Genomic DNA, 21,103 nt, shown 5'->3' with positions numbered 1-21,103 from the left:
ATCTCCTGTCTCTTGGCAAGGGTGGGCAGAGTTAACGGGGCGCCATGCGCAGGGCGCAATCCAGACGGATAACTTCACCATTGAGAATCGGATTGCGAACCATCTGGTCCACCAGCAGGCCAAACTCCTCCGGCTTACCCAGACGTTTCGGAAACGGCAGCGTCGCTGCCAGACTGTCCTGAACCTCCTGGGGCATACCCGCCATCATCGGCGTCATGAACAACCCCGGCGCAATGGTGTTGACCCGAATACCCTCGCGGGCCAATTCACGGGCCGACTGCAGCGTCATCGCCACCACGCCACCTTTGGACGCGCTGTAAGCCACCTGGCCGATCTGACCCTCGTAGGCCGCCACCGACGCGGTGTTGACGATGATGCCGCGCTCGCCATCGGCATTGGGTTCACGCAGCGCCATATCCGCCGCCGCCAGCCGCAGGATGTTGAAGGTGCCTATCAGGTTGACCTGAATCACCTTGTCAAAGTTCGCCAACGGCATCGGGCCTTCCTTGCCGAGAATCTTCGCTGCCGGCGCGATACCGGCACAGTTGACCGCGATGCCACAGGGCCCATGGGCTTCCCGGGCCGCCGCCACCGCCGCTTCCGCGCTCTCGGCAGAGGACACGTCACAGCGGATGAACACGCCACCTACTTCTTCAGCCACCTGCCGGCCACGCTCTTCCTGCAGATCCAGAATGGCCACCTTGCAGCCCGCCGCCGCCAACGCCCGCACGGCACCTTCACCAAGGCCCGAGGCCCCACCGGTCACAATGGCTGGTACGCCCTGAAATTCCATGATCTTCCCCTTTGAATTAATCAACAGACCAGCCCGCAACGCTGGGCGCCGGTCGTAATGAGACAATGGATAAAGTCTGTCGCAGTCCCCGCGCGGGGGCCATGACATATTTGGGCAGGAAAATTGTTAAAAAATCTGAAAGCGGTGGGGATTTGGAGAGTAGTTGGGTAGGAATCGGCACTCGGCCGCTCAGATCTTCTTTTGGATTTCTATCCGCTATGCCGGAATCGGCAAGGTGCGAGACTATGGGTTTGGGGGACGTTTCTTGATCTGCCTTATCCAAACCGGCTTGTCGATACAGGGGGCACCGCACGGCGTGAATTCACGAGCAGGACGACCGGCGCCTATCCAAGGAAAGGAGCCTCAATTCACATCTTTTATTTACAGTGACCCGCAGGTCTAAGACAGTCTTCCATTACCCTGTGGACGAGGAAGCTGCCCCTTCTTTGGGAAGGTGTTCATCAGCATCCGAGTTCGCAGGGTCTACTTCTCCATAAGGCGTTTTATGTCCATGATTGACTCCTGCCTCAGAGCCCCGATCTCCTGCTGCGTCAGGCGATAGGGCTTATCTTCCGCTTTCTGCGTGGCCTTTTGATCGTTGCTCACTTTTTGCGCCCTCAGCTTGAGTACTTATCCTGAACATTGACGCTCACACCCTGCACGGTCAATAATTTTATTCGGGACGCGTTCTTGGCCCCCTCCCACCGCAATTGGAGCGGACGGAGCCGAGGCCAGGAGCGCGTTTCGTTTTTTGTCCGATTTGACAATGGCTCTCTGCCAATTCAGCTCTGTATCTGCCCGGATAATTCCGTCTCAGCATTACTGTTGGTTCACTTCATATTAGCGAGACAAGTGGCCCACGAGTTTCAGCAGAGGTACCAGAGCTTATTATCAAATCCGAAGAAGACGGAACGGCGGTGAGGTCAAGGAGAGGAATCACCCCCACGTCCGTTGGGAAGACTCGTGGTGGTGGTCCCGCTACCTGACAAACAAAGAAACACCCCCACGTCCGTGGGGAAGACATCCTGGCGTAAGCCAATACAACCAATCTCCCGGAAACACCCCCACGTCCGTGGGGAAGACAGCGCGACTCAGCGCCGACCGTAGTGACGAACGGAAACACCCCCACGTCCGTGGGGAAGACAACGTCTTGGCCGGCATCCCCTTCCATCAGGCGGAAACACCCCCACGTCCGTGGGGAAGACCGATGACCCTGGCGGCGACATCATCACGGGAAAGAAACACCCCCACGTCCGTGGGGAAGACAAAAATGGTCTGCCACAACACGTTAAACCGGCGGAAACACCCCCACGTCCGTGGGGAAGACCGAAATAACGACACCCCGGCACGATCTCCTTTGGAAACACCCCCACGTCCGTGGGGAAGACCGCCATGACGCTGTCGGTGATGACCAGGGGTGGGAAACACCCCCACGTCCGTGGGGAAGACGAGTACCTGGGAGAGCACCAGGCTGGACCGATGGAAACACCCCCACGTCCGTGGGGAAGACGTTACCAACATCAGAAACCAGATATCGACATCGGAAACACCCCCACGTCCGTGGGGAAGACTCGAAAACGCCAAAAAGACCCAAGCACCAGAAGGAAACACCCCCACGTCCGTGGGGAAGACCTGCGGGCCGGATGTACCAATACACGGTCACCAGAAACACCCCCACGTCCGTGGGGAAGACGAGGTCTTGCGCACCACACCAGACACGCCCTGGGAAACACCCCCACGTCCGTGGGGAAGACGCCGCCGAGGCGCAGCTTGATCTAATGGTGACAGAAACACCCCCACGTCCGTGGGGAAGACTCACCGCCAACCCGGGCGACCTGACCGCCCAGAGAAACACCCCCACGTCCGTGGGGAAGACTCGGGACAGTGAAATCGAATGGGAGTCTCTCAGGAAACACCCCCACGTCCGTGGGGAAGACGTTGGCTCCACCTGTCTCCTTGGCCGCATCGGAGAAACACCCCCACGTCCGTGGGGAAGACCGATGCGGCTAAAAGCGCGACGCTCGCCCTGGGGAAACACCCCCACGTCCGTGGGGAAGACCGAAAACACTGCTCCAACCTGCGCGGAACCTTAGAAACACCCCCACGTCCGTGGGGAAGACCATGTCGAACGCGAGAAGAACGTCTGCGGGTCTGAAACACCCCCACGTCCGTGGGGAAGACGCCATCGCGGCGGCAGCAATCACACCCGGCATGGAAACACCCCCACGTCCGTGGGGAAGACGGCCGTTTGACTGCCTCCAATGGCTGGGGGTTCGAAACACCCCCACGTCCGTGGGGAAGACCCTTGCGACTGCAAACCGCCGCGTCCACTGGCAGAAACACCCCCACGTCCGTGGGGAAGACACGACTACGATGAATATGCACTAGAAACAGATGGAAACACCCCCACGTCCGTGGGGAAGACTAGATTTTTGTCAATCGCATGAAGAACCTCCAGGAAACACCCCCACGTCCGTGGGGAAGACTGTGGTCCGGGGCTCTCACGATACGGCGCTCAAGAAACACCCCCACGTCCGTGGGGAAGACCCGCGTCCAGGTCACCGGAAACAAGCAAGACGGGAAACACCCCCACGTCCGTGGGGAAGACCTCTTGATGAAATCTCCGAGCAATTTCCTGACGGAAACACCCCCACGTCCGTGGGGAAGACGGGCCGAAGTCGGCCACATTGGCATCCGCCGGAGAAACACCCCCACGTCCGTGGGGAAGACACCATGGCGGCGAAGCCGATCAGCCCCGCCTTGGAAACACCCCCACGTCCGTGGGGAAGACGTTGCGCTCGTGGCGATACTGGGAATCTCCAGAGAAACACCCCCACGTCCGTGGGGAAGACCCATCAAGGTTCCGGGAAGCCGCGCCCTGTACTGAAACACCCCCACGTCCGTGGGGAAGACTAAGGTTGGCATTTACACCGGCCAACTGCTCTGGAAACACCCCCACGTCCGTGGGGAAGACCCAGGTCCACCGGAGAACCTTGGCTGAGCTGCGGAAACACCCCCACGTCCGTGGGGAAGACGGTGCCTGCGTAAACCAGTGGTCGGCAATACCAGAAACACCCCCACGTCCGTGGGGAAGACCCGATGAGGGCGGCTGCCAACTCTTGGATTTTAGAAACACCCCCACGTCCGTGGGGAAGACACCCCGCACCTTGGAGAATTGGCGGGTTAACTGGAAACACCCCCACGTCCGTGGGGAAGACCAACTCCCCGAACGGGCAGTCGGCGTAACACTGGAAACACCCCCACGTCCGTGGGGAAGACTTTGACGGGGTGGATGACGTTCTAGTTTTACCAGAAACACCCCCACGTCCGTGGGGAAGACCCACGGAAGACAACTGGCCAGCATGGCCCGCAAGAAACACCCCCACGTCCGTGGGGAAGACGGCCCTACCTGAATGCGCGCGGCGAGTCCGTCAGAAACACCCCCACGTCCGTGGGGAAGACGTTGTCAAGGCTCTTGTTACCCTTCTCTTGTTGGAAACACCCCCACGTCCGTGGGGAAGACTTACGGTGATAAGGTGCTCAATGTCCTCTGCTGGAAACACCCCCACGTCCGTGGGGAAGACCCGGCGCTCTGCTCACTCGATTCAACCACATCAGAAACACCCCCACGTCCGTGGGGAAGACGACGCTCAATGATCAACTCAACGACTGCATCAAGAAACACCCCCACGTCCGTGGGGAAGACATGTGCGATAAAGCAAGCCACGGACGACAGCTAGAAACACCCCCACGTCCGTGGGGAAGACTCGACCTGGCGATTGCGTCCGACATGACCACCGGAAACACCCCCACGTCCGTGGGGAAGACTTATTGGAGTGACCGTAGTTCGAACCCGGCTCCGAAACACCCCCACGTCCGTGGGGAAGACGCCGGGCTGCTGATGGCGGTTGGCGTGTCTCCAGAAACACCCCCACGTCCGTGGGGAAGACGCGGACAGGGTGCGCACACCGGACGGCGACGAGGAAACACCCCCACGTCCGTGGGGAAGACATCTGCCTGGGCCTGAGCGAGCTGCAGTCTGAGGAAACACCCCCACGTCCGTGGGGAAGACAGGGAGCCGCCGACGGTCACGCGCCCATGCTCAGAAACACCCCCACGTCCGTGGGGAAGACTCATCATCCGTAACGCTAGGGCAACCTAAAATAGAAACACCCCCACGTCCGTGGGGAAGACGATAAAGGAGGCCGTGGAGAAAGGGGAGGTCCAGAAACACCCCCACGTCCGTGGGGAAGACAGCCGAAGCCGAAGCGCGGAGAATGCACAACTAGAAACACCCCCACGTCCGTGGGGAAGACGCCCGCAGTTGCGGCGGGTGGGTGGGTGTAGAGGAAACACCCCCACGTCCGTGGGGAAGACTACCTGCTCCAACAGGCGACCGATTTTCTGTCGGAAACACCCCCACGTCCGTGGGGAAGACGTTCATGCGGCCTCTCTGTGCTGAATCAGAATGGAAACACCCCCACGTCCGTGGGGAAGACGCGAATGGCCTGAGAGCTGGGATTCATTGACCGGAAACACCCCCACGTCCGTGGGGAAGACGTGTTGGCCTCGCTGCCGATCTTGACCTGGCCGGAAACACCCCCACGTCCGTGGGGAAGACTTCTGATACCGGCGATGTCGGCAAATCTCCATAGAAACACCCCCACGTCCGTGGGGAAGACACCAACAAATTGTTAATGAGCAGAAACGAAAACACAATATCTTCTGATTACTGGGATTTAAGTGTTTCGATAACTAGTTGAAGGCCGCAGATCTCTGTTAGAGCTTTACGAGTCGGGCCAGTGGTGTGAACTTCATAACCGGGTGGTCTCGGCAAAGAGCGAAACATGACGATGCCGGATTCAGGAGGACAGTGTTTATACAGGTAATCAATTACCGTCTTGGCCACGGAATCCTTGACGCCAGAAACAAAAATGTTGGGACGCGGCTCTACAAACCAAAGCTTCATTCGCCCACGCACAGCGGGCGGCAAATCATTTGCGACGACCACGAGCACGGCCCACCCCCAGCATTTCGGCGATATCGTCTGCCAGTTTCGCCAACAGATCCATTTCAATCACCCGCTCGCGAAACGCCTCTGAGACCTTGTGTTTGTTGTAACGCCCAGCCATATCCCGGGTCAGCGAGAAGGCCAGATCAATACACAGGCGTTCTTTATACAAATCCGCTAGATCGTAAATGAAAGGCAAGGGGCTACCCGAGTGGATAAACCCAATATGGGGCGAATAGCCCATGCTGTGTACCGCGGAACAGAGTATGCCGTACAACGCCGCATTACTGGCGGTCAGCACCTGATTGGTAACATCACTGGTCTCAAATTTTCCGGGCACAAACTTCCGCCCCTTCCAGCCAACCTGATACTCCTCGGCTTTTGACTGATAAAGAACGCGGACGCGGTGGCCTTCCATGCCCATCATTTCCTTCAAGGTCTTCCCATCCAGGTCTGCATCGGGAAAACGGCGAGCAAACATGCGCCTGGCTACTTCCACCGATTTGTCGGGGTCGGCCGCCAATTCAATTTGCTGCTTCAGGTTGCGAGTATCCGCCGTGGGCAGAAAACCAGCGGCGTAGAACAACAAGCTGTCCTCTCCCACCCAGCAGACGGAACAGTTTGCCGCTGTCGCTGTTTTCACCGCATCGTGGGTAATGCTGGTTCCCGGCCCCAGCAGCAAGGCATTTAACGTCGCCACGGGTAGCGGCACCACGTTATTGGTGGAATCAATCCACTTGATACTACTGTCGTCGATTTCCAGCCTGCCCCGCTCCAGATACAGGAACGGGTACTTGTCCTTTACCTGCGGCAGAGAATCCCGAGTCACCTTCACAAACAGCCGTTGGCCGCCAGCCATGATCAGGGCACCGGCAAGACAGTAACGCGGCGATCCCGATACAACTTATGCTCACCAAACTGCAGCGGCACATCGTTGAGCGTGAGAACCTCCCCCTCGTGCTCACCTTGCAGCACTTTGAAGACCGGACTCCGGTTTTTGGACTCCGCCAGCAGCCCCGCCTGAGCCATTGCCTGCTCCCCGTCCTCGTAAATGCCCTGAGCAATAAACTCGGTGGGTACGCAGTTCTTACGCCCCAAATAGAGATCCCAGACCGGGTTTTGCAGTGCACGTTGTAGCTCGACCAGTTCCTCTTGCGGGCCTTGCAGGGCAACCGCAAAAGCCATGTCTTGCAGATAGTAGCGGTAGGTCATCTTCGCGCCCCCACCATCACTCGTTCTGGGCTTGCCATCGCTTTTGCGCGGCTCTAGAAGTTTCTGCCAAGGATCCGATAGATCATAACCTGCACCCACCATATGAAAATCCCGCATCAAGGGTTGGCGCGGCAAGGGTTTGCCTTTTTGGTCCATCAGCACATAGGCTTGCACCTGCATATCCCTATCAGCCCACTGTGCCAATCTCTCGGTCTGCGTTCCCCCAGCCCCCAAGGCACAGCACAGAAGACCGAACACCCCGGACTTGGTAGGAAAATCGAGGCTGTCCCGGCGACCAAACTTGGAGTCATGCCCCCATGACTGAAGAGGGGCCTCCAGCCAGAGCAGCAGATATGGATCACTCATGACCGGCCTCACTGAACATGGCTTTGCAGGGATTCCACCAGGGCGTCAATGCTGAAGTTTTCGTCTTCTCCCCAGTCATAAGCCGCCTGCTTGCCAAACAGAGAGCCCGTCAGCTTTTCTTTCTTGTCGAGATACTCTTTCAGAGTGTCAATGCTGGGCTGAAGGAAACCGCTATCGCGGGCTTTAACGGGTGCCTCAAACGGCACTTGCAGGCGCTGCCCCTTGCGAACCATAACGCGGGCAAACTCCCAGGGGCTGGCACCGGACTGGGTAGTCTGGCGTGCGGTGGGTACGGCCACAAACAACGCCTTGGTGAAAGCTTCCACGGCCTTCTTCAGATCGGCCTCCCCCATGGTCTGTGCCAACTGGCCGAGATCCAGGCTGATATAGCGATAGTAGGTTGCTGAGTTGTATTCCAGGCTACCCATGTGCGCGGTAGTGCCTGTGCTATCATCCAGAGCGGTGAAAAATTCCACCTCATTGCTGACTTTGTGCGTCGAAATGGCGTGAGAAAATGAGGCTGCAGCCTCCACATTCATTTCAGCCGCCTTGGCCACCATGCGCCCGAACAGCACAATATCCAGCGCATTCATGGCTAGATCGTGCTTGGATTTGCCAATCAAGGACGCTAGCTGACCTGGCCACTTCTTTTTATCCTTCGCTGTGAAAAATTTGTCCGTGTCGAAGCCTATATTCTTGAACGACTCTGCGATAGTTTGGATTTCTTTTTGACTCCAAAACAGCAGGGTATCGTTATCATCTCCAACTGAAGGTTCAATCGCATCATCACCTCCATTTTTTCCCTTCTTTTCTTTTACAAAGGTGCTCGATATTAAATCCCCACACTTAGTGGCTTGCTCTTCTGAAGCCCCAAGCTCAATACAATTTTCAGTAATAAGCGATTCCACTTTTTTAGTGCGAATACCCAGCTTGATACCAAATTCCTGCATGGCCAGGCGTACTTGCCGTTTCCAGCATTGCGAGCTGACGCGCGCGCGCTGCACCCCACCCACCATCGCGGATTTTGGTGCCCCGACATCATCCCGGTTCAGGCAGGTCACAGGAAACGACTGCAGAATGTGGTATTCGATTCGGGTATTAGTGTAGTTATTCGTCATTTCATTATTCCTTGTTTGATAAAACTGAAGTTAAGCAAACGGATTGTCGATAACGGGAACGATCTGAAGCAGGCCACAGCCGTATGCACGGGCACGCCCAACCCCCTGGGTGAAACTGTTGGCAAATTGCGCTTTGTCGGTGATGCTCAGAAGGCCCTTAACATGCGCCTGGCCAATGGTGACCTGACGTTGTTGCTTGTCTTTGAAACGCAAGACGTCAATGCGATCCACCTGCAGATGCTGCGGGTCAACCTCGAACCCCCAACTGGCTTTCGCCCGCTCGGAGAACCACTGAGCCACGGGTTCCCTGCCACGTACGGCAACCAGCTTGCGGCTGGCGCTATCACGGCGAGTCGGGTTCACTATCACCTTGAATCGGTACTGCTGATGTTCGAGAAAATCGTCAGGGATCGCCCGGCTCTGCACCGCGCCATGCTCGCCATCCACGGTAACCATCGGTTCACGGTTGGCCAGCATCAGCACCTTCCGCCCCCGAGCATCACCGCCCTGGTCAGCATAGAGAATGCCGCTGGTGGTGCTGGCCTGCTTCTGCTGTTCATCGCGTACATCGTTATAGAGGCTGTACACCACCCGATGCAGGGAATAGGCATCGGTGATGCGCAGCGCCTTGACCGAGCGGCGGTCGAGATGCAGTACGCTGGCAATCATTGTCATGCTGCACCCTCCTCACCACCGGCCGGAACGGGCTGACCATAAAACTCCTGTGCCCACTGGGTCTTGGTGCTCTGCCCGGATTCGTAGGTAAAAAACCGCAGCTGACGCAACAGGCGGACATAGTCGAGAGGCTGGCCGACCTTGCTGTCTATCAACGTCAGCACAGGGCGAAGAATGCGACACACTTCCGCCAGATCATTGCACGCCAGCAAGCGCCGCAGCTTCGCCTTGGCCTGACTGCTTTCCCGCCCATCGTCATAGCAGGCCGCAATCGCCCGCCCCAGGGTCAGCGCTCCATTCCGCTCAGCCTTGGATTTCGCAATGGCCGCCGCAACCGTCACGAAGGGCAAGCGCTCATAATCCTTCTCAAGGTCCACACCAAGGCAGCCCAGAAGCTCCCAGCTTTGATATTCCATTGCCGGGTTATCCGCTCGGCGCAGACGTGCCGCCATGCCCTTGTCGTTCTGGCATCGCTCCATCACAGCGTCCACAAAGCGCTCTCGATTTATACTCGCACCTGATGGTGCAGACGGTTGGTTATCCTGCATAACCTCAGGCCTCCTGTTTCAGATAGTTGCTGTTATTGGGGCGGCATTTTGCCCAGGCATCCAGTTGCCGGGCGGTCTCGTGGGGGCAAAACTTGTCGTAGGACTGCTGAACGTAGCTGGCGAAGCGCTGGCGCAGTTTTTGGCGCGCCTCGGCAGCCTCGTTGCTCTGTTCACACGAATCGACCAGGTGTTGAAAGTCCCTTTCGCATAGCTGCCAGAAGAGTTGTGTAGCCTGGGGAGCTACTTTGCTTCCATCTACAGTCTGTTCTTTAAAGAAGCCTTGAACTCGGCCATAGAGATTTTTAGCAAGGCTGTCGAGGGCACCCATTTCCTGCTTGAGCTGGCTGAACTCGCTCTGACCCAGAATATCGCTATGCAGCCAGACCTGAGATTCAACAAAATCATTTCTTCCAGATACAAACTGTTTATTGGTTTGCCCTCCACTTACACTCAACCCTCCGGTCCAGACGGAAAAGCAGCCTGACTCTTCTGCGGCGCGGTCTAAACCGCAATATAATTGCCAGCACTGAAAGCCCTGAGAAAAATCTTGCTCAATAAAATTAAGCAATGCCGTCAATGATCGCCAAGGGCGTTTCTCTGGATCAACCCACAAGGCCTTTGGCTCATTTGATGAATAATTAATCGCCATGCTTGGGTCATAAAACCCATCCTTATAACCGTAATGGGCAACCCCTTCGGAAAAATGCAAGCCCTTGTCCGTTAACAAGCAAAAATAACTTAATGAAACTAGACGCCCAATCAAAGACCGCTTCAAAACACGTGCCACAGGACAGTCCTCACCTTCAGGCATCTGTTCCCATGGAGCCGCTCCAATACCATCAGGATAGATATTCATCTGCTCAATCTGCTGCGTGGACATCAGGTTCAGCCAGACAGTTTCACTCAAGCTAGCCCCCATTAAGAAGCTATGCGTAAATCCGTTTGTACCCAACGACACACCCGGCTTTGAAACAGATTTTTTTCCCTTGGCATTGGTTTTTCCACTATATCCAGAAGTCAAAACAACGCTGTTGTCACCTTTCCCTCCAAATGCGAATCCCATAACCCCAACAAGAAGCAAAGCTCGTTCAGCGTCATCTACTACCCGCTGCACCTGTGTGTGGCTTAGCACTGTAGTGTTCCCGATCGAAATCTCTGGAATCACCGCCCCGAAAGGCTGTACTTTCGCCGCTCTAATCGCAGGCATCTGCAAAAACGGCTTATCCCCATACAGATAAAACCGGTCATACCACTTATCCAGATAGCCCAGGCAGCGTTCAGCCAGCCCATGCACTCCCAGCGCTTTCCATTCCGTTTCGTCCTTGGGCGTAGCGGCCGCCTGGGCAATCGCCAGCAGCAGCTTGAGCAACGCAATTTTCTGTACGGGGTTACCTCCGAGACTGCGATATTCCGGATTGCTGAATATCTGTCGCAGGCTGACGCGACCATGATCGGCCACGGGTATCCACGGCTCGTCAATCAGATTAAAACGGTTTTCCATGTTCAGTTTCCCTGGTTCTTGATGACGCGATAACCCAGGTCATCGCGGTATTCCATAAGATGGCTATCGTGTATTCCAGTATTCTCGATACCACGAAGGGCATCCGTTTCGTCTACCAGCGCCACACGCAGCACGCTTTCATCCTCAGGCCAGTCCGCGCGGCCCAGGAAGAAGCAGTGGTGCAACCCAAAGCGCTTGAGTGTATCCACCGGGGCCGCTTTCGGTTTGTCGCCCGGCGGCACATTCACGATCTGTCGCATCAGGGTGGCTGTACGCTTTTTCCATTCGGCCTTTCTCAGCTTGTACCGCTGTAACGGCAATTCGACCTGGGAGCCGTTCATCAAGGTCAGACAGGCCGTCTCGGCATTGCGGGAAAGGCCTTTCAGCATCAGCACTTCGTAGCTGTCGGATTCGCTGTAGCGGGTCTGGGCCTTGCTTTCCGGCAAGGTATTGCCATCCTCGGCCAGCCCAATTCGAGCTAGCTGCTGCAAGGCGATACGGCCCTTGCGTTGGCGGTTACGGTTACGGTTACCGTGATCGAGCTCATGCAGCCAACGCTCCATGCTTCCCTGTTCCTGCCTTTCCTCATAAGTACACTCAATCAGCTGGCGAATATCGCCGGGGAGGCTAACCCGCTCCACGTTTTGCCAGGCCTCCAGGCTACGGCATAGCACATAGGGGCTGTAGACATAGGCCGAGGCACCAAACGACTTTTGCGGTGCCTCAATGGCATCATTAAGCGCTGGTGCCAACAGCCACACCTCCGGCTCAGCAGCTTTACAGCGCGGTGTGTCTTCGTGCCGCCATACCCGCCCCAGGCGCTGCAACAGCATGTCTGTGGGCGCAAAGCGGGAAATCATGAAATCGGCATCAATATCCAGGGATTGCTCCAGAACCTGAGTCCCCACCAGGATTCGTCCCTGTTTGAGGCGATCCGGCCATCCGGCCTTGCCATACAGATTGACCCAGCGATCCTCAATCCGCTGGCGGTCATCCACCGTAAACCGGGAATGCAGCAAGCCACACCCCACGCCCAGCTCTGCTGCGCGGGCGGCGAGATCCAGGTACCGCTGCTGTGCCTCCTTGACGGTATTCTCGATCCACAACACCTGCTGCCCCTGTTCCGCTCTCAACAGCGCCTGTTCAACCGCTAGAGCCTCATCCGTACTCAATGAAACCCGTAACTGCCTGCACTCGCCAGCAGGAACGCTCACTTCGCTGACGTCCGCTGTATCTATCGTCGGGCAAGCGGTAATCAGCGGGTATTCCATGGATTTCGTCGGTCGACCCAGCAGCGCCGCCCGGCGCTCCTGATTCAACGTGGCGCTGAGAATAATCACCGTACACCCCAGCTCTCGCAGCAACCTGACCAGTGCATCCAGCAAGGTGCCGGTGTAGGCGTCATAGGTATGCACTTCGTCAAGGATGACCACCTTGCCCGCCAGGCCGAAGGCCCGGACAAAGCCGTGCTTCACATTCATGGCCGCCATCAGGGCCTGGTCAATGGTGCCCACCGCAAAAGGTGCAAGCAGGCCACGCTTGCCCTGGTTAAACCAGGCCCCACCCGGGCGACCCTCCTCCCCCATCTCGGTCTCCAGCAGCCAGGCATTGGCGTGCAACAACAACGAGCGGTGCGAACAGCCCTCCGCCAACACCCTTTCGAGAAAATTCTGGAACCGTTCAAAGATCTTGTTGGAGGTCAGCTGCGTTGGTAGCGCAAAGTAGATACCGCTGGCTTGGCCGCGATCGAGCATTCGGTATGCGGCATAGAGTGCGGCTTCGGTCTTCCCCAGCCCCATGGGTGCTTCGAGAACATAAACGCCGGGGGACGACACCTTCTCGATCAGGATCGCCTGCGCCTGGCGAGGAGCAAATCCGAAGACCTCTTCAAAGCCCAGATCTGGCTGATAGGACACCGGTACAAACCCTGCTTTATTCAGCGCCTCCGCTATTTTTCCTTCCCAGGGCAGTTCGGGGTTTTCAAAATGGTTCCCGGAACCAATCCAGTCAGCCACCGACGTCAAGCCAGCCACCAGGCGGGCCTGAGCAGCGGACTCAATCTGTGGCCAGTCTTCAGCCAACTGGTGCCGCAAAGCCTGAACCAGACTCTCTCGCTCATTCAACCAGGCCGCGCCGCCAAAGATCTCATCCTCAGCCCGCTTGCCCGCAAGGTTTGGAGAGAAGCCATGATGCCGGCCAAGAATTTCCGGCACATACCGTGGAGCACCCAGCTTTCTGGCGGTCAGTTGACTGACCCCTGCGTGACCACCCCACCCTTTTTCAAGATCGGGGTTGGCACCCGGGATCTGCTCCAGAGAGCAGGCCCGCATGATTTTGTTGTAGAAGGTCGGGCTGACCTTGCCGATATCATGACAAGCTGCAGCCAAACAGGCCCCTTCCGGGAATAAGGTAGCGACTGAAGAGCGCCTCACGATCTCTTTCGCTACCTCGCCAACGATACGGCAGTGGCTTTCAACCGAGCGCCCACATACGACCCCGTCAGACGATTCATAGGTTTTCGCTGGGCACTTTTGATATGGCACGACGCCACTAACGGGGGAATGGCTATCTCGTCTAAAGCGCCTCATCTCAGATCAATCTCCAACCTAATTTGTGCCGTTTCATTGCCGTTGCTGACATCGAATACCCTATAGGAGACACTGCCCCAATTCGTGCACTACTGTGAAAATCAACAGTAAATTCCAGTCATCATCTTAACCCGCTCGACCACCTCCTCCCTCAATTCCTCCGGCCCCATCACCTCCACGTCGGCCCCATAGCGCAACACTTCCATCACCAGCTCACGCTCGTCCGAATACGGCACGTAGAGGTGATAACCATCGTCCAACCACTCCCCACGCTGGTCCCTGTGCCATTGCTCCTCCGCCACCCACTGGGCGGCATGCTCGGTGAATCGCAGATGGGCGGTGGCTTTGGGTTGGCCGCCGAAGATGCCGAAGCTGGAGGAGGTGTAGGCGTCGAGACTTTCGGTGCTGAGTCGCTGGGCGGGAGCAGTCAGTAGCTTGGGCTGGGAGATGCGATCCAGGGAGAACAGGCGTAGGTCGTTGGCGGTTTGGCAATGGGCCAGCAAGAACCAGTTTGAGCGGTAGTGCAGCAACTTTTGCGGATGAACGGTACGAGTTCCCCCCACTCTGTTGCTGCGGGACGAATAATCAAACTTTATCTGATTTCCCGCCAACGTAGCCTCGGCCACAGGATCAAAAACCTGGGGCGCCGCCATGCGCGCCTGTATCGGTTGTATCTGAACGCGCTCACTGATCGTTTCCGCAGCATGCCCAGATTCCCCCAGCAGTTGGTGAATGCGCTCCCGCAGCGGGGCCAGGCGATGGCTGATCAGCCCCGGCTGTACGTTCTCCAGGAGCTGTTCGCAAGCCAGCAGAGCGTAAAGTTCCCCGGGGTTCATCCAGAATCCGGGCAATTCGAATACAGGAGCGTCGGGGTTATAACGATGCCCATTCCGCTCTCGGCAATACTCCAACGGCGCCCCGAGGCTGTCTCGCAGGAATTCGAAATCCCGGGTGATGGTGTTGCGGCTGGCTTCCAGTGCGTCCATGAATCGCTGCATGGGCACTGGGCGACGGGCGTTACGAAGCAGTTCGTGGATGCGATAGATACGGTCGAATCGGCTCACACCAGGTCCCTCTGGCTTGTGGACTTCCCTTTACAAACAAGGGTAGCCCCTCCAGCCAGAAACACCAACTTCAATATCAATTACAGCCAGTTACGCTGATCCGACCAAACCAATCACCACCGCCCCTGCAAAGTCGCCACCAGGGTGCGGCCGCCGGCGTGGTCCCGGTGTTCGCACAGGTAGATGCCCTGCCAGGTGCCTAGGGCGAGGTGACCGTCGGAGACCGGGAGGGTGATCGAGGGGCCGATCAGTACGTTCTTGATGTGGGCCGGCATGTCGTCCGGGCCTTCCAGGGTGTGGCGGTAGTGGGGGGCGTTCTCCGGCACCATTACGTTGAAGTGCCGTTCCAGGTCGCCTCGCACGTCGGGGTCGGCGTTTTCGTTGATGGCCAGGGAAGCCGAGGTGTGCTGGATAAACAGGTGCAGCAGGCCCACCTGGCAGTTGGTGAGGTCCGGGCCCTGGGACACGATGTCGTTGGTGATGAGGTGGAAGCCGCGGGGCAAGGCGGGGAGTTGAATGAAGGTTTGGTCCCAAATCATTGCACCGCTCTCCAAATAGGTTGCGCTATCTCTGGGTCTCATCCCAGGGATGGGCCGGCAGCACGTCTTCGGCCACGTCGGATTCGTAACTGCTGCGGAAGTAATCCATTGCCTTTTCTGCCTCCGCCAGCTCTTCGAACCGGGCCACGTGGTAGATGGCCTCGCCTTCGTTGACCAGCGGCAGGTTGTTGACGCAGATGACGATGCCCGAACAGGGCGCGAGGATGGCAGTTTCAGTTTCGCCAAAGGGGTCGGCGATCATGGCCAGTATCTGGCCTTGTCGCACCCGTTGGCCAAGACGGGCCACCGGGCGCATGATGCCGTCCATGTCCGCCCGCACCCAGGTGGAGGTGGCGGCGGTTTCGGAACGCTTCTTCGGGGCTTTGGGGCCTTTCTTGGCCGGCACCATCTCCAGCGACCGCATCACCCGCAGCACGCCTTTGACCCCGCTGCCGATCACCACCGGATCGAACCGCAGCGCCTCGCCGCCCTCGTAGGTGACCACCGGAATGTTGAGGGAATCGGCGTAGGCCCGCAGGCTGCCATCGCGCAAATTAGCATTGAGAATAATCGGAGCGCCGAAGGCTTCTGCCATGCGAATGGTATCTTCGTTCTTCAGCTCGGCGCGTATCTGCGGCAGGTTGAAACGATGGATGGCGCCGGTGTGCAGGTCGATGATGTGAGTGACATGCTCCATCACCTGGGAGCGCAGCAGGTAGGCAATTCGCCCGCCCAGCGAGCCGGTTTCGGAACCAGGGAAACAGCGGTTCAGGTCGCGCCGGTCCGGCAGGTAGCGGGTGCGCTGGATAAAGCCGAAGATGTTGACGATGGGCACCGCCACCAGGGTTCCGCGCAGATGCCGCAAGGCGGAATTACGCAGCACCCGCCGGATGATTTCCACCCCATTGATTTCATCGCCGTGGATGGCGGCACACACCATCAGTACTGGCCCATCCCGGCGGCCATGGATCACCTCCACCGGCAGGTGCAGCGGAGTGTGGGTGTAAAGCTTGGCCACCGGTATTTCCACCGTAGCCCGGCCGCCCGGCCGAATCTCGGTGCCTGCAATGACAAACGGTGCCCGGGCCATGATCTACCCTCGTCCCCTGGTTCGGGTCTTGCCGAGTTTCTGGTTCTTCTCGGTCCAGTTGATGATCATACCGGCCACGTTCTTGCCGGTGGCACGCTCTATTCCCTCCAGCCCCGGGGAGGAGTTCACTTCCATCACCAACGGTCCGCGACTGGAGCGCAGCAGGTCGACACCCGCCACATTCAGCCCCATGGCCTTGGCGGCGGTCACGGCGGTACGGCGTTCTTCGGGGGTAATGCGCACCAGCGACGCGGTACCGCCGCGGTGCAGGTTGGAGCGGAACTCACCTTCCGGCGCCTGACGCTTCATGGCGGCGATCACCTTGTCGCCGATGACGAAACAGCGGATATCGGAGCCGCCGGCCTCTTTGATGTATTCCTGCACCAGGATGTCGGCCTTCAGGCCCATGAAAGCCTCGATGACACTTTCCGCCGCCTTGCGGGTCTCCGCCAGCACCACGCCAATGCCCTGGGTGCCCTGCAGCAGCTTGATCACCACCGGTGAACCGCCCACCATCTTGATCAGCTCCGGCACGTTGTCGGGCTTATTGGCAAACCCGGTCACCGGCATGCCAACGCCCTTACGCGCCAATAACTGCAACGAGCGCAATTTGTCCCGGGCACGGGTGATGGCCACCGATTCGTTGACCGGGAACACCCCCATCATCTCAAACTGCCGCAGTACGGCGGTGCCGTAGAAGGTCACCGACGCCCCGATGCGGGGAATCACCACGTCAAAGCCCTCCAGCGTCTCGCCGTGATAATGGATTCTGGGGCTGGCCGAGGTAATGTTCATATAGCAGTGCAGGCAATCAATGACCCGCACCTCATGCCCCCGGTTGATGCCTTCCTCGATCAGGCGTCGGGTGGAATAGAGGTTGCGATTGCGCGACAGGATCGCAATTTTCATGTTGGGGTCCTTAGCACCGGCTCACCGGCCAGATAAGAGGATTCGGGGGACACGATACAGCGCCCGGCCATCGCCGTGCGACCGATCAGCATGCGAAAACGCATGGAGTCCCGGTTGGTCAATGTCATTTCAACCGGCCAGGTTTCCTGGCCAATCAACAGCGTCGTCGCAATCACCAACCTTAGCTCGGTGTGGCCACCGGAGTCGGTCACCGAGCGTTCGTCGATCACCGCGGCATCGCATTCCACGCTGGCGTGCAGGTTGTTCTGCTCCGGATGCACCCAGAAGCGCACCCGCCGCTCGCCATCCTGAGTGTACGGCTCGGTCCGATAGGTGTGCAGACAGGAGGTGCGGGCGCCGGTGTCCACCTTGGCCTTGATCCGGGGAATGTCCAGTTCGGGCAACGCCACCCATTCCCGCCATCCCAGGCATAGGCGCTGGTCGTCACCGGCGTCAGGGGTCTTGGCGGCGTTCTCAGTCGGTTTCACTGACATCGATTTCATCCTGCTGCTTGTTGCTTTGATTTCGGATCAGCTCGATCCGGAACGGTTCGGAATGACTTCCGGCATAGACGCTGGTGTGGGGGAACGGTATTTCGATTCCTGCCCGGTCCAATTCGCGTTTGATGGCCACCATCATGCTGCTGCGGCCCTCCAGTACTTGCTCCCTGGCGACCCAGAAGGAGAACTGCAAATCCACCGACGACGCCGCGAAGGCGGTGACCAGCACAAAGGGCTTCGGCTCCTGCAAAACGCACACCTCCCGCTTGGCCAGACCCAGCAGCAGCGACTCAACCCGCTCCACATCCTCAGCGTAGGCAATGCCTACGGTCAGGTCGATGCGGCGAATGGGAAAGCGGGATCGATTGACCACTCGGGTCTTGATCAGGGTTTCATTGGGGATACGCACATACAGGTTGTCCGGCGTCCGCAACTTCACGCTGAGCATGTCAATCCCCACCACCTCGCCAATGGTGCCCTCCACTTCAATATAGTCGCCCAGTTCAAACGGGCGCTCCACCAGCAAAAACAAACCACTGATCATGTTGGACGCCGAGGTCTGGGAGGCAAATCCGATGGCGACGGTCAAGATCCCCGCCGCCCCCAGCAACACATCCAGGGAGAACCCCGCCTCCCGCATGGCCGCCATCACGAAGATGGCCAGCACCACATAGAACACCAGCCGGCGCAACATCACCGAATGGTGGCGGGAGGTGCGCGCCTGCATCACCCTGGCAATGCCCCGACTGGCCAGCGACGCCAGCACCGCTCCCATCACCAGCAGGAACAGGGCCGCCAGCCACTGGCTCCAGGCAATATCGGCGATCACCGCCATCAGGCTCTGCTCAACCTCCTCGAGCACCGTTCACACTCCCAATTAACCAAACATCCGATCGAAGGCCCGGATCAAACCGCCCCGCTCACTGGACTCCCTGGCCGGGCTCAGCAAATGGCACTTGCCCGCCTCGGGTATCAGTGTTGGCGATATCTTTAATCGAGCCGAATTCATGTCCGTTTCGCACACCACCGTCACCTGGGGCGTCCATAGCTGGCCGTCCTCATTCTGGAACAGCGGCAGCAACGGCGTAGGCAAGCTGAACCGTTCCAGCAACAGGGGCTCGGGACGGCGATTCAGAATACGTACCGGGGTGATCGCCCGCCAGGGCCGCTTCGGCACTGCGTCCAGCACCATCCGACCATAACTGGCAGCGCTGTAACACAAGTCCCCCTCCATGGTGGACGGTCCCACCCAGGTGAGTGACGGTTCGGTGAGCGCCACCTCGGTCAGCAGGGTCTGCCGCTCCCCGGCCCGCAGCTGCAGCCACACCTGGGTCCCCACATAGATGGTGCACTCGCTATCGGCGGGAAGGGTCAGCGGCTGGTAGGGACGGATGACCGTGGGTTTGGTGGCCAGCGCAGGCAGCATTCGCACCCGGGTGCCCGCATCCGGTCGCACAAACCGTTGCAGTGGCACCTCTGCCCCTGGCAACACATGGCTGATCGAGGTGAGCCAGCCGGCCGGGTCGGTCTGCTCATAATGGTATTGGGAGCGTACCTGCCACTCCTTATCGAGCAGGGTCAACCACAGGCGCAGGTGGCCTAGCTCATGCAGCTGGGTCTGGCCGGAGTCCAGGATGTAATCCCGGTTCCACGCTCCGATATGTTTTGGCCGCACGGTGGCCTGGCTGTCAGATAATACGCCCGAGGGTTCGGTCATTGCGTCCTGTGTGGTGAGCAATCCAAAGGGTTTCTTCAACTATAATCCAATTCCGGGCTGTCAGCGAATACCCAAGTATGTGATTTTATTGATTCCTTTTGACCTGTAACGGGCTCCCCCTATGACTGCACTGGTCTGGTTCCGTAACGACCTCCGCACCGCCGACAATCCCGCCCTCACCGCCGCCTGCCAGTCCGGTCTGCCGGTCAGGGCCTGCTACCTGCTAACTCCCGAGCAATGGCGCGCCCACCACTGGTCGCCGGCGCGCGTCCGTTTTGTGATCGATCATCTCAATAGCCTGAGCCGGCAGTTGGCGGCTCTGGGCATCGAACTGGCGATTCTTTCGGCCGCCAGATTCGACGATTCGTTCGCCTCCCTAAAGAAATTTTGTCATGAGCAACGAGTTCAGCGCGTCCATTTCAACGAAGAATATGGCATCAACGAGCGCCGACGGGACAGGCGTGCCCATCGTGGATGCCGCCATGCGCCAACTCAATCAGACTGGCTGGATGCACAACCGGCTGCGGATGGTGACCGCCATGTAGATGTGCAAGAACCTGTTCCTGGACTGGCTGGGGGGAGTAACGCCAAAGGGTTACCCGAAGCCGTTGGTGGATCTGAAGACGAGCCGGCATGAGGCCATCGCCCGTTTTCGGGCGCTGAAGGAGGCGACATCGGGTAATACTGGATAGGGGACGGACTCAGTGCTCGACCCCGGAGCCGCACACCGGGCATTCCGGGTCCCTGGCCAGGGTCATCTGTCGCCACTCCATCTGCCAGGCATCGAGGATCAACAACCGGCCTATCAGCGGCGAACCCACACCGCTGATGACCTTGATGACTTCCATGGCCTGACTGCTGCCGATCATGCCCACCAGCGGGCCGATGACACCGGTCTCGGAACAGCTCAGGTCTTCGTTGCCCTCTTCCGAGTACAGGCAGTGGTAACAGGGGCTATCCGGCTGACGTACGTCAAACACCGACACCTGCCCCTCAGCGCGAATCGCCGCACCGGATACCAGCGGCACTCGGGCCCGGACACAGGCCCGGTTGAGGGCGAAGCGGGTGGTGAAGTTATCGGTACAGTCCACCACCACGGTAGCCTCCTGTACCTGCTGCACCAGCGCCGCGCCATCCAGCCGCCTGGACAGTGACGTTACTGCCACTGCCGGGTTGATCTGACGCACCCGCTGGGCCAAGGCCTCGGCCTTGGACTGGCCCAAATCAGATTGGTCGAAGGCGATCTGCCGTTGCAGGTTGGCCACTTCCACCGTGTCGTCGTCCACCACGGTGATCTGGCCAACCCCGGCGGCGCCCAGATACAGGGCCACCGGACACCCCAGCCCGCCGGCGCCGACAATCAGTACCCGGGCCTGCTTGAGACGAACCTGGCCGGCCACATCGAACGCGGGCAACAGCAATTGACGGCTGTACCGCATCAACTCGTCATCAGTCAGCATGGAATGTCTCTC

17 protein-coding genes, 2 pseudogenes and 1 CRISPR repeat array are annotated in these 21,103 nt (G+C 58.5%); of the genes and pseudogenes, 2 read left to right on the top strand and 17 right to left on the bottom strand.

Features of this window, described 5'->3' with window-relative positions; all coding sequences use genetic code 11:
* Nucleotides 1-31: 31 nt before the first annotated feature.
* From N6L25_RS08350 to N6L25_RS08280, 16 genes are all read right to left on the bottom strand, one after another.
* Nucleotides 32-793, bottom strand: coding sequence for an SDR family NAD(P)-dependent oxidoreductase (locus tag N6L25_RS08350; RefSeq protein ID WP_271979363.1), 762 nt, complete (start codon nt 791-793; stop codon nt 32-34).
* A gap of 933 nt (nt 794-1,726) precedes the next feature.
* A CRISPR array of direct repeats spans nt 1,727-5,475; the repeat unit is 28 nt; unit sequence GAAACACCCCCACGTCCGTGGGGAAGAC.
* Nucleotides 5,476-5,522: 47 nt separating this feature from the next.
* Nucleotides 5,523-5,762 carry a type I-E CRISPR-associated endoribonuclease Cas2e gene (gene cas2e, locus N6L25_RS17700; protein WP_442915224.1) on the bottom strand — a complete coding sequence of 80 codons (240 nt, stop codon included), beginning with the start codon at nt 5,760-5,762 and terminating at the stop codon, nt 5,523-5,525.
* A 25-nt stretch (nt 5,763-5,787) separates the two neighbouring features.
* Nucleotides 5,788-6,663, bottom strand: a complete 876-nt coding sequence (gene cas1e / locus N6L25_RS08345; protein WP_271979362.1) for a type I-E CRISPR-associated endonuclease Cas1e — start codon at nt 6,661-6,663, stop codon at nt 5,788-5,790.
* 2 nt (nt 6,664-6,665) lie between these two features.
* A complete protein-coding gene (cas5e, locus tag N6L25_RS08340) occupies nt 6,666-7,382 on the bottom strand; it encodes a type I-E CRISPR-associated protein Cas5/CasD (protein WP_271979361.1) in 717 nt (238 codons plus the stop codon).
* 8 nt (nt 7,383-7,390) lie between these two features.
* A complete protein-coding gene (gene cas7e / locus N6L25_RS08335; RefSeq protein ID WP_271979360.1) occupies nt 7,391-8,500 on the bottom strand; it encodes a type I-E CRISPR-associated protein Cas7/Cse4/CasC in 1,110 nt (369 codons plus the stop codon).
* Nucleotides 8,501-8,530: 30 nt separating this feature from the next.
* Nucleotides 8,531-9,175: a type I-E CRISPR-associated protein Cas6/Cse3/CasE gene (gene cas6e / locus N6L25_RS08330; protein ID WP_271979359.1), complete on the bottom strand. Its 645-nt coding sequence runs from the start codon at nt 9,173-9,175 to the stop codon at nt 8,531-8,533.
* On the bottom strand, nt 9,172-9,666 hold the full coding sequence (casB, locus tag N6L25_RS08325; protein ID WP_271979358.1) for a type I-E CRISPR-associated protein Cse2/CasB: 495 nt from the start codon (nt 9,664-9,666) through the stop codon (nt 9,172-9,174). Before casB ends, cas6e begins: the two co-directional genes overlap by 4 nt.
* A gap of 61 nt (nt 9,667-9,727) precedes the next feature.
* On the bottom strand, nt 9,728-11,224 hold the full coding sequence (gene casA / locus N6L25_RS08320; protein WP_271979357.1) for a type I-E CRISPR-associated protein Cse1/CasA: 1,497 nt from the start codon (nt 11,222-11,224) through the stop codon (nt 9,728-9,730).
* Nucleotides 11,225-11,226: 2 nt separating this feature from the next.
* Entirely contained in the window at nt 11,227-13,812 is a 2,586-nt protein-coding gene (gene cas3, locus N6L25_RS08315; RefSeq protein WP_271979356.1) for a CRISPR-associated helicase Cas3', read from the bottom strand.
* A gap of 101 nt (nt 13,813-13,913) precedes the next feature.
* Nucleotides 13,914-14,876: a helix-turn-helix transcriptional regulator gene (locus N6L25_RS08310; protein ID WP_271979355.1), complete on the bottom strand. Its 963-nt coding sequence runs from the start codon at nt 14,874-14,876 to the stop codon at nt 13,914-13,916.
* 113 nt (nt 14,877-14,989) lie between these two features.
* Nucleotides 14,990-15,415 carry a secondary thiamine-phosphate synthase enzyme YjbQ gene (locus N6L25_RS08305; RefSeq protein WP_271979354.1) on the bottom strand — a complete coding sequence of 142 codons (426 nt, stop codon included), beginning with the start codon at nt 15,413-15,415 and terminating at the stop codon, nt 14,990-14,992.
* A gap of 25 nt (nt 15,416-15,440) precedes the next feature.
* The gene (locus N6L25_RS08300) at nt 15,441-16,505 is read right to left on the bottom strand and encodes a succinylglutamate desuccinylase/aspartoacylase family protein (RefSeq protein ID WP_271979352.1); all 1,065 of its coding nucleotides are present in this window, start codon (nt 16,503-16,505) and stop codon (nt 15,441-15,443) included.
* Between the two features lie 3 nt (nt 16,506-16,508).
* On the bottom strand, nt 16,509-17,414 hold the full coding sequence (gene rimK / locus N6L25_RS08295; RefSeq protein WP_271979351.1) for a 30S ribosomal protein S6--L-glutamate ligase: 906 nt from the start codon (nt 17,412-17,414) through the stop codon (nt 16,509-16,511).
* Nucleotides 17,411-17,908, bottom strand: a complete 498-nt coding sequence (locus N6L25_RS08290) for an ATP-dependent zinc protease family protein (protein ID WP_271979350.1) — start codon at nt 17,906-17,908, stop codon at nt 17,411-17,413. Before N6L25_RS08290 ends, rimK begins: the two co-directional genes overlap by 4 nt.
* Nucleotides 17,889-18,776 (bottom strand): mechanosensitive ion channel family protein, encoded by an 888-nt coding sequence (locus N6L25_RS08285; RefSeq protein WP_271979349.1) that lies wholly within the window; start codon nt 18,774-18,776, stop codon nt 17,889-17,891. The genes N6L25_RS08290 and N6L25_RS08285 overlap by 20 nt, the downstream gene beginning before the upstream one ends.
* Before the next feature lie 15 nt (nt 18,777-18,791).
* Entirely contained in the window at nt 18,792-19,631 is an 840-nt protein-coding gene (locus N6L25_RS08280) for a hypothetical protein (RefSeq protein ID WP_271979348.1), read from the bottom strand.
* 121 nt (nt 19,632-19,752) lie between these two features.
* Here N6L25_RS08280 and N6L25_RS17695 point away from each other — a divergent pair.
* Nucleotides 19,753-20,055 (top strand): annotated as a pseudogene (locus N6L25_RS17695) (deoxyribodipyrimidine photo-lyase); the annotation flags it as partial.
* Nucleotides 20,056-20,086: 31 nt separating this feature from the next.
* Nucleotides 20,087-20,173: pseudogene (locus N6L25_RS17690) on the top strand (FAD-binding domain-containing protein); the annotation flags it as partial.
* Nucleotides 20,174-20,332: 159 nt separating this feature from the next.
* On the opposite strand, the gene N6L25_RS08265 reads toward N6L25_RS17690, so the two are convergent.
* Nucleotides 20,333-21,091, bottom strand: coding sequence for a HesA/MoeB/ThiF family protein (locus N6L25_RS08265; protein WP_271979347.1), 759 nt, complete (start codon nt 21,089-21,091; stop codon nt 20,333-20,335).
* Nucleotides 21,092-21,103 lie beyond the last annotated feature (12 nt).

The organism is Marinobacter sp. SS21 (assembly GCF_028369065.1).
Classification (GTDB): Bacteria; Pseudomonadota; Gammaproteobacteria; order Pseudomonadales; family Oleiphilaceae; genus Marinobacter.
Note: the sequence above shows the minus strand (reverse complement) of the source record. Positions and strands in the feature narration are given on the sequence as shown.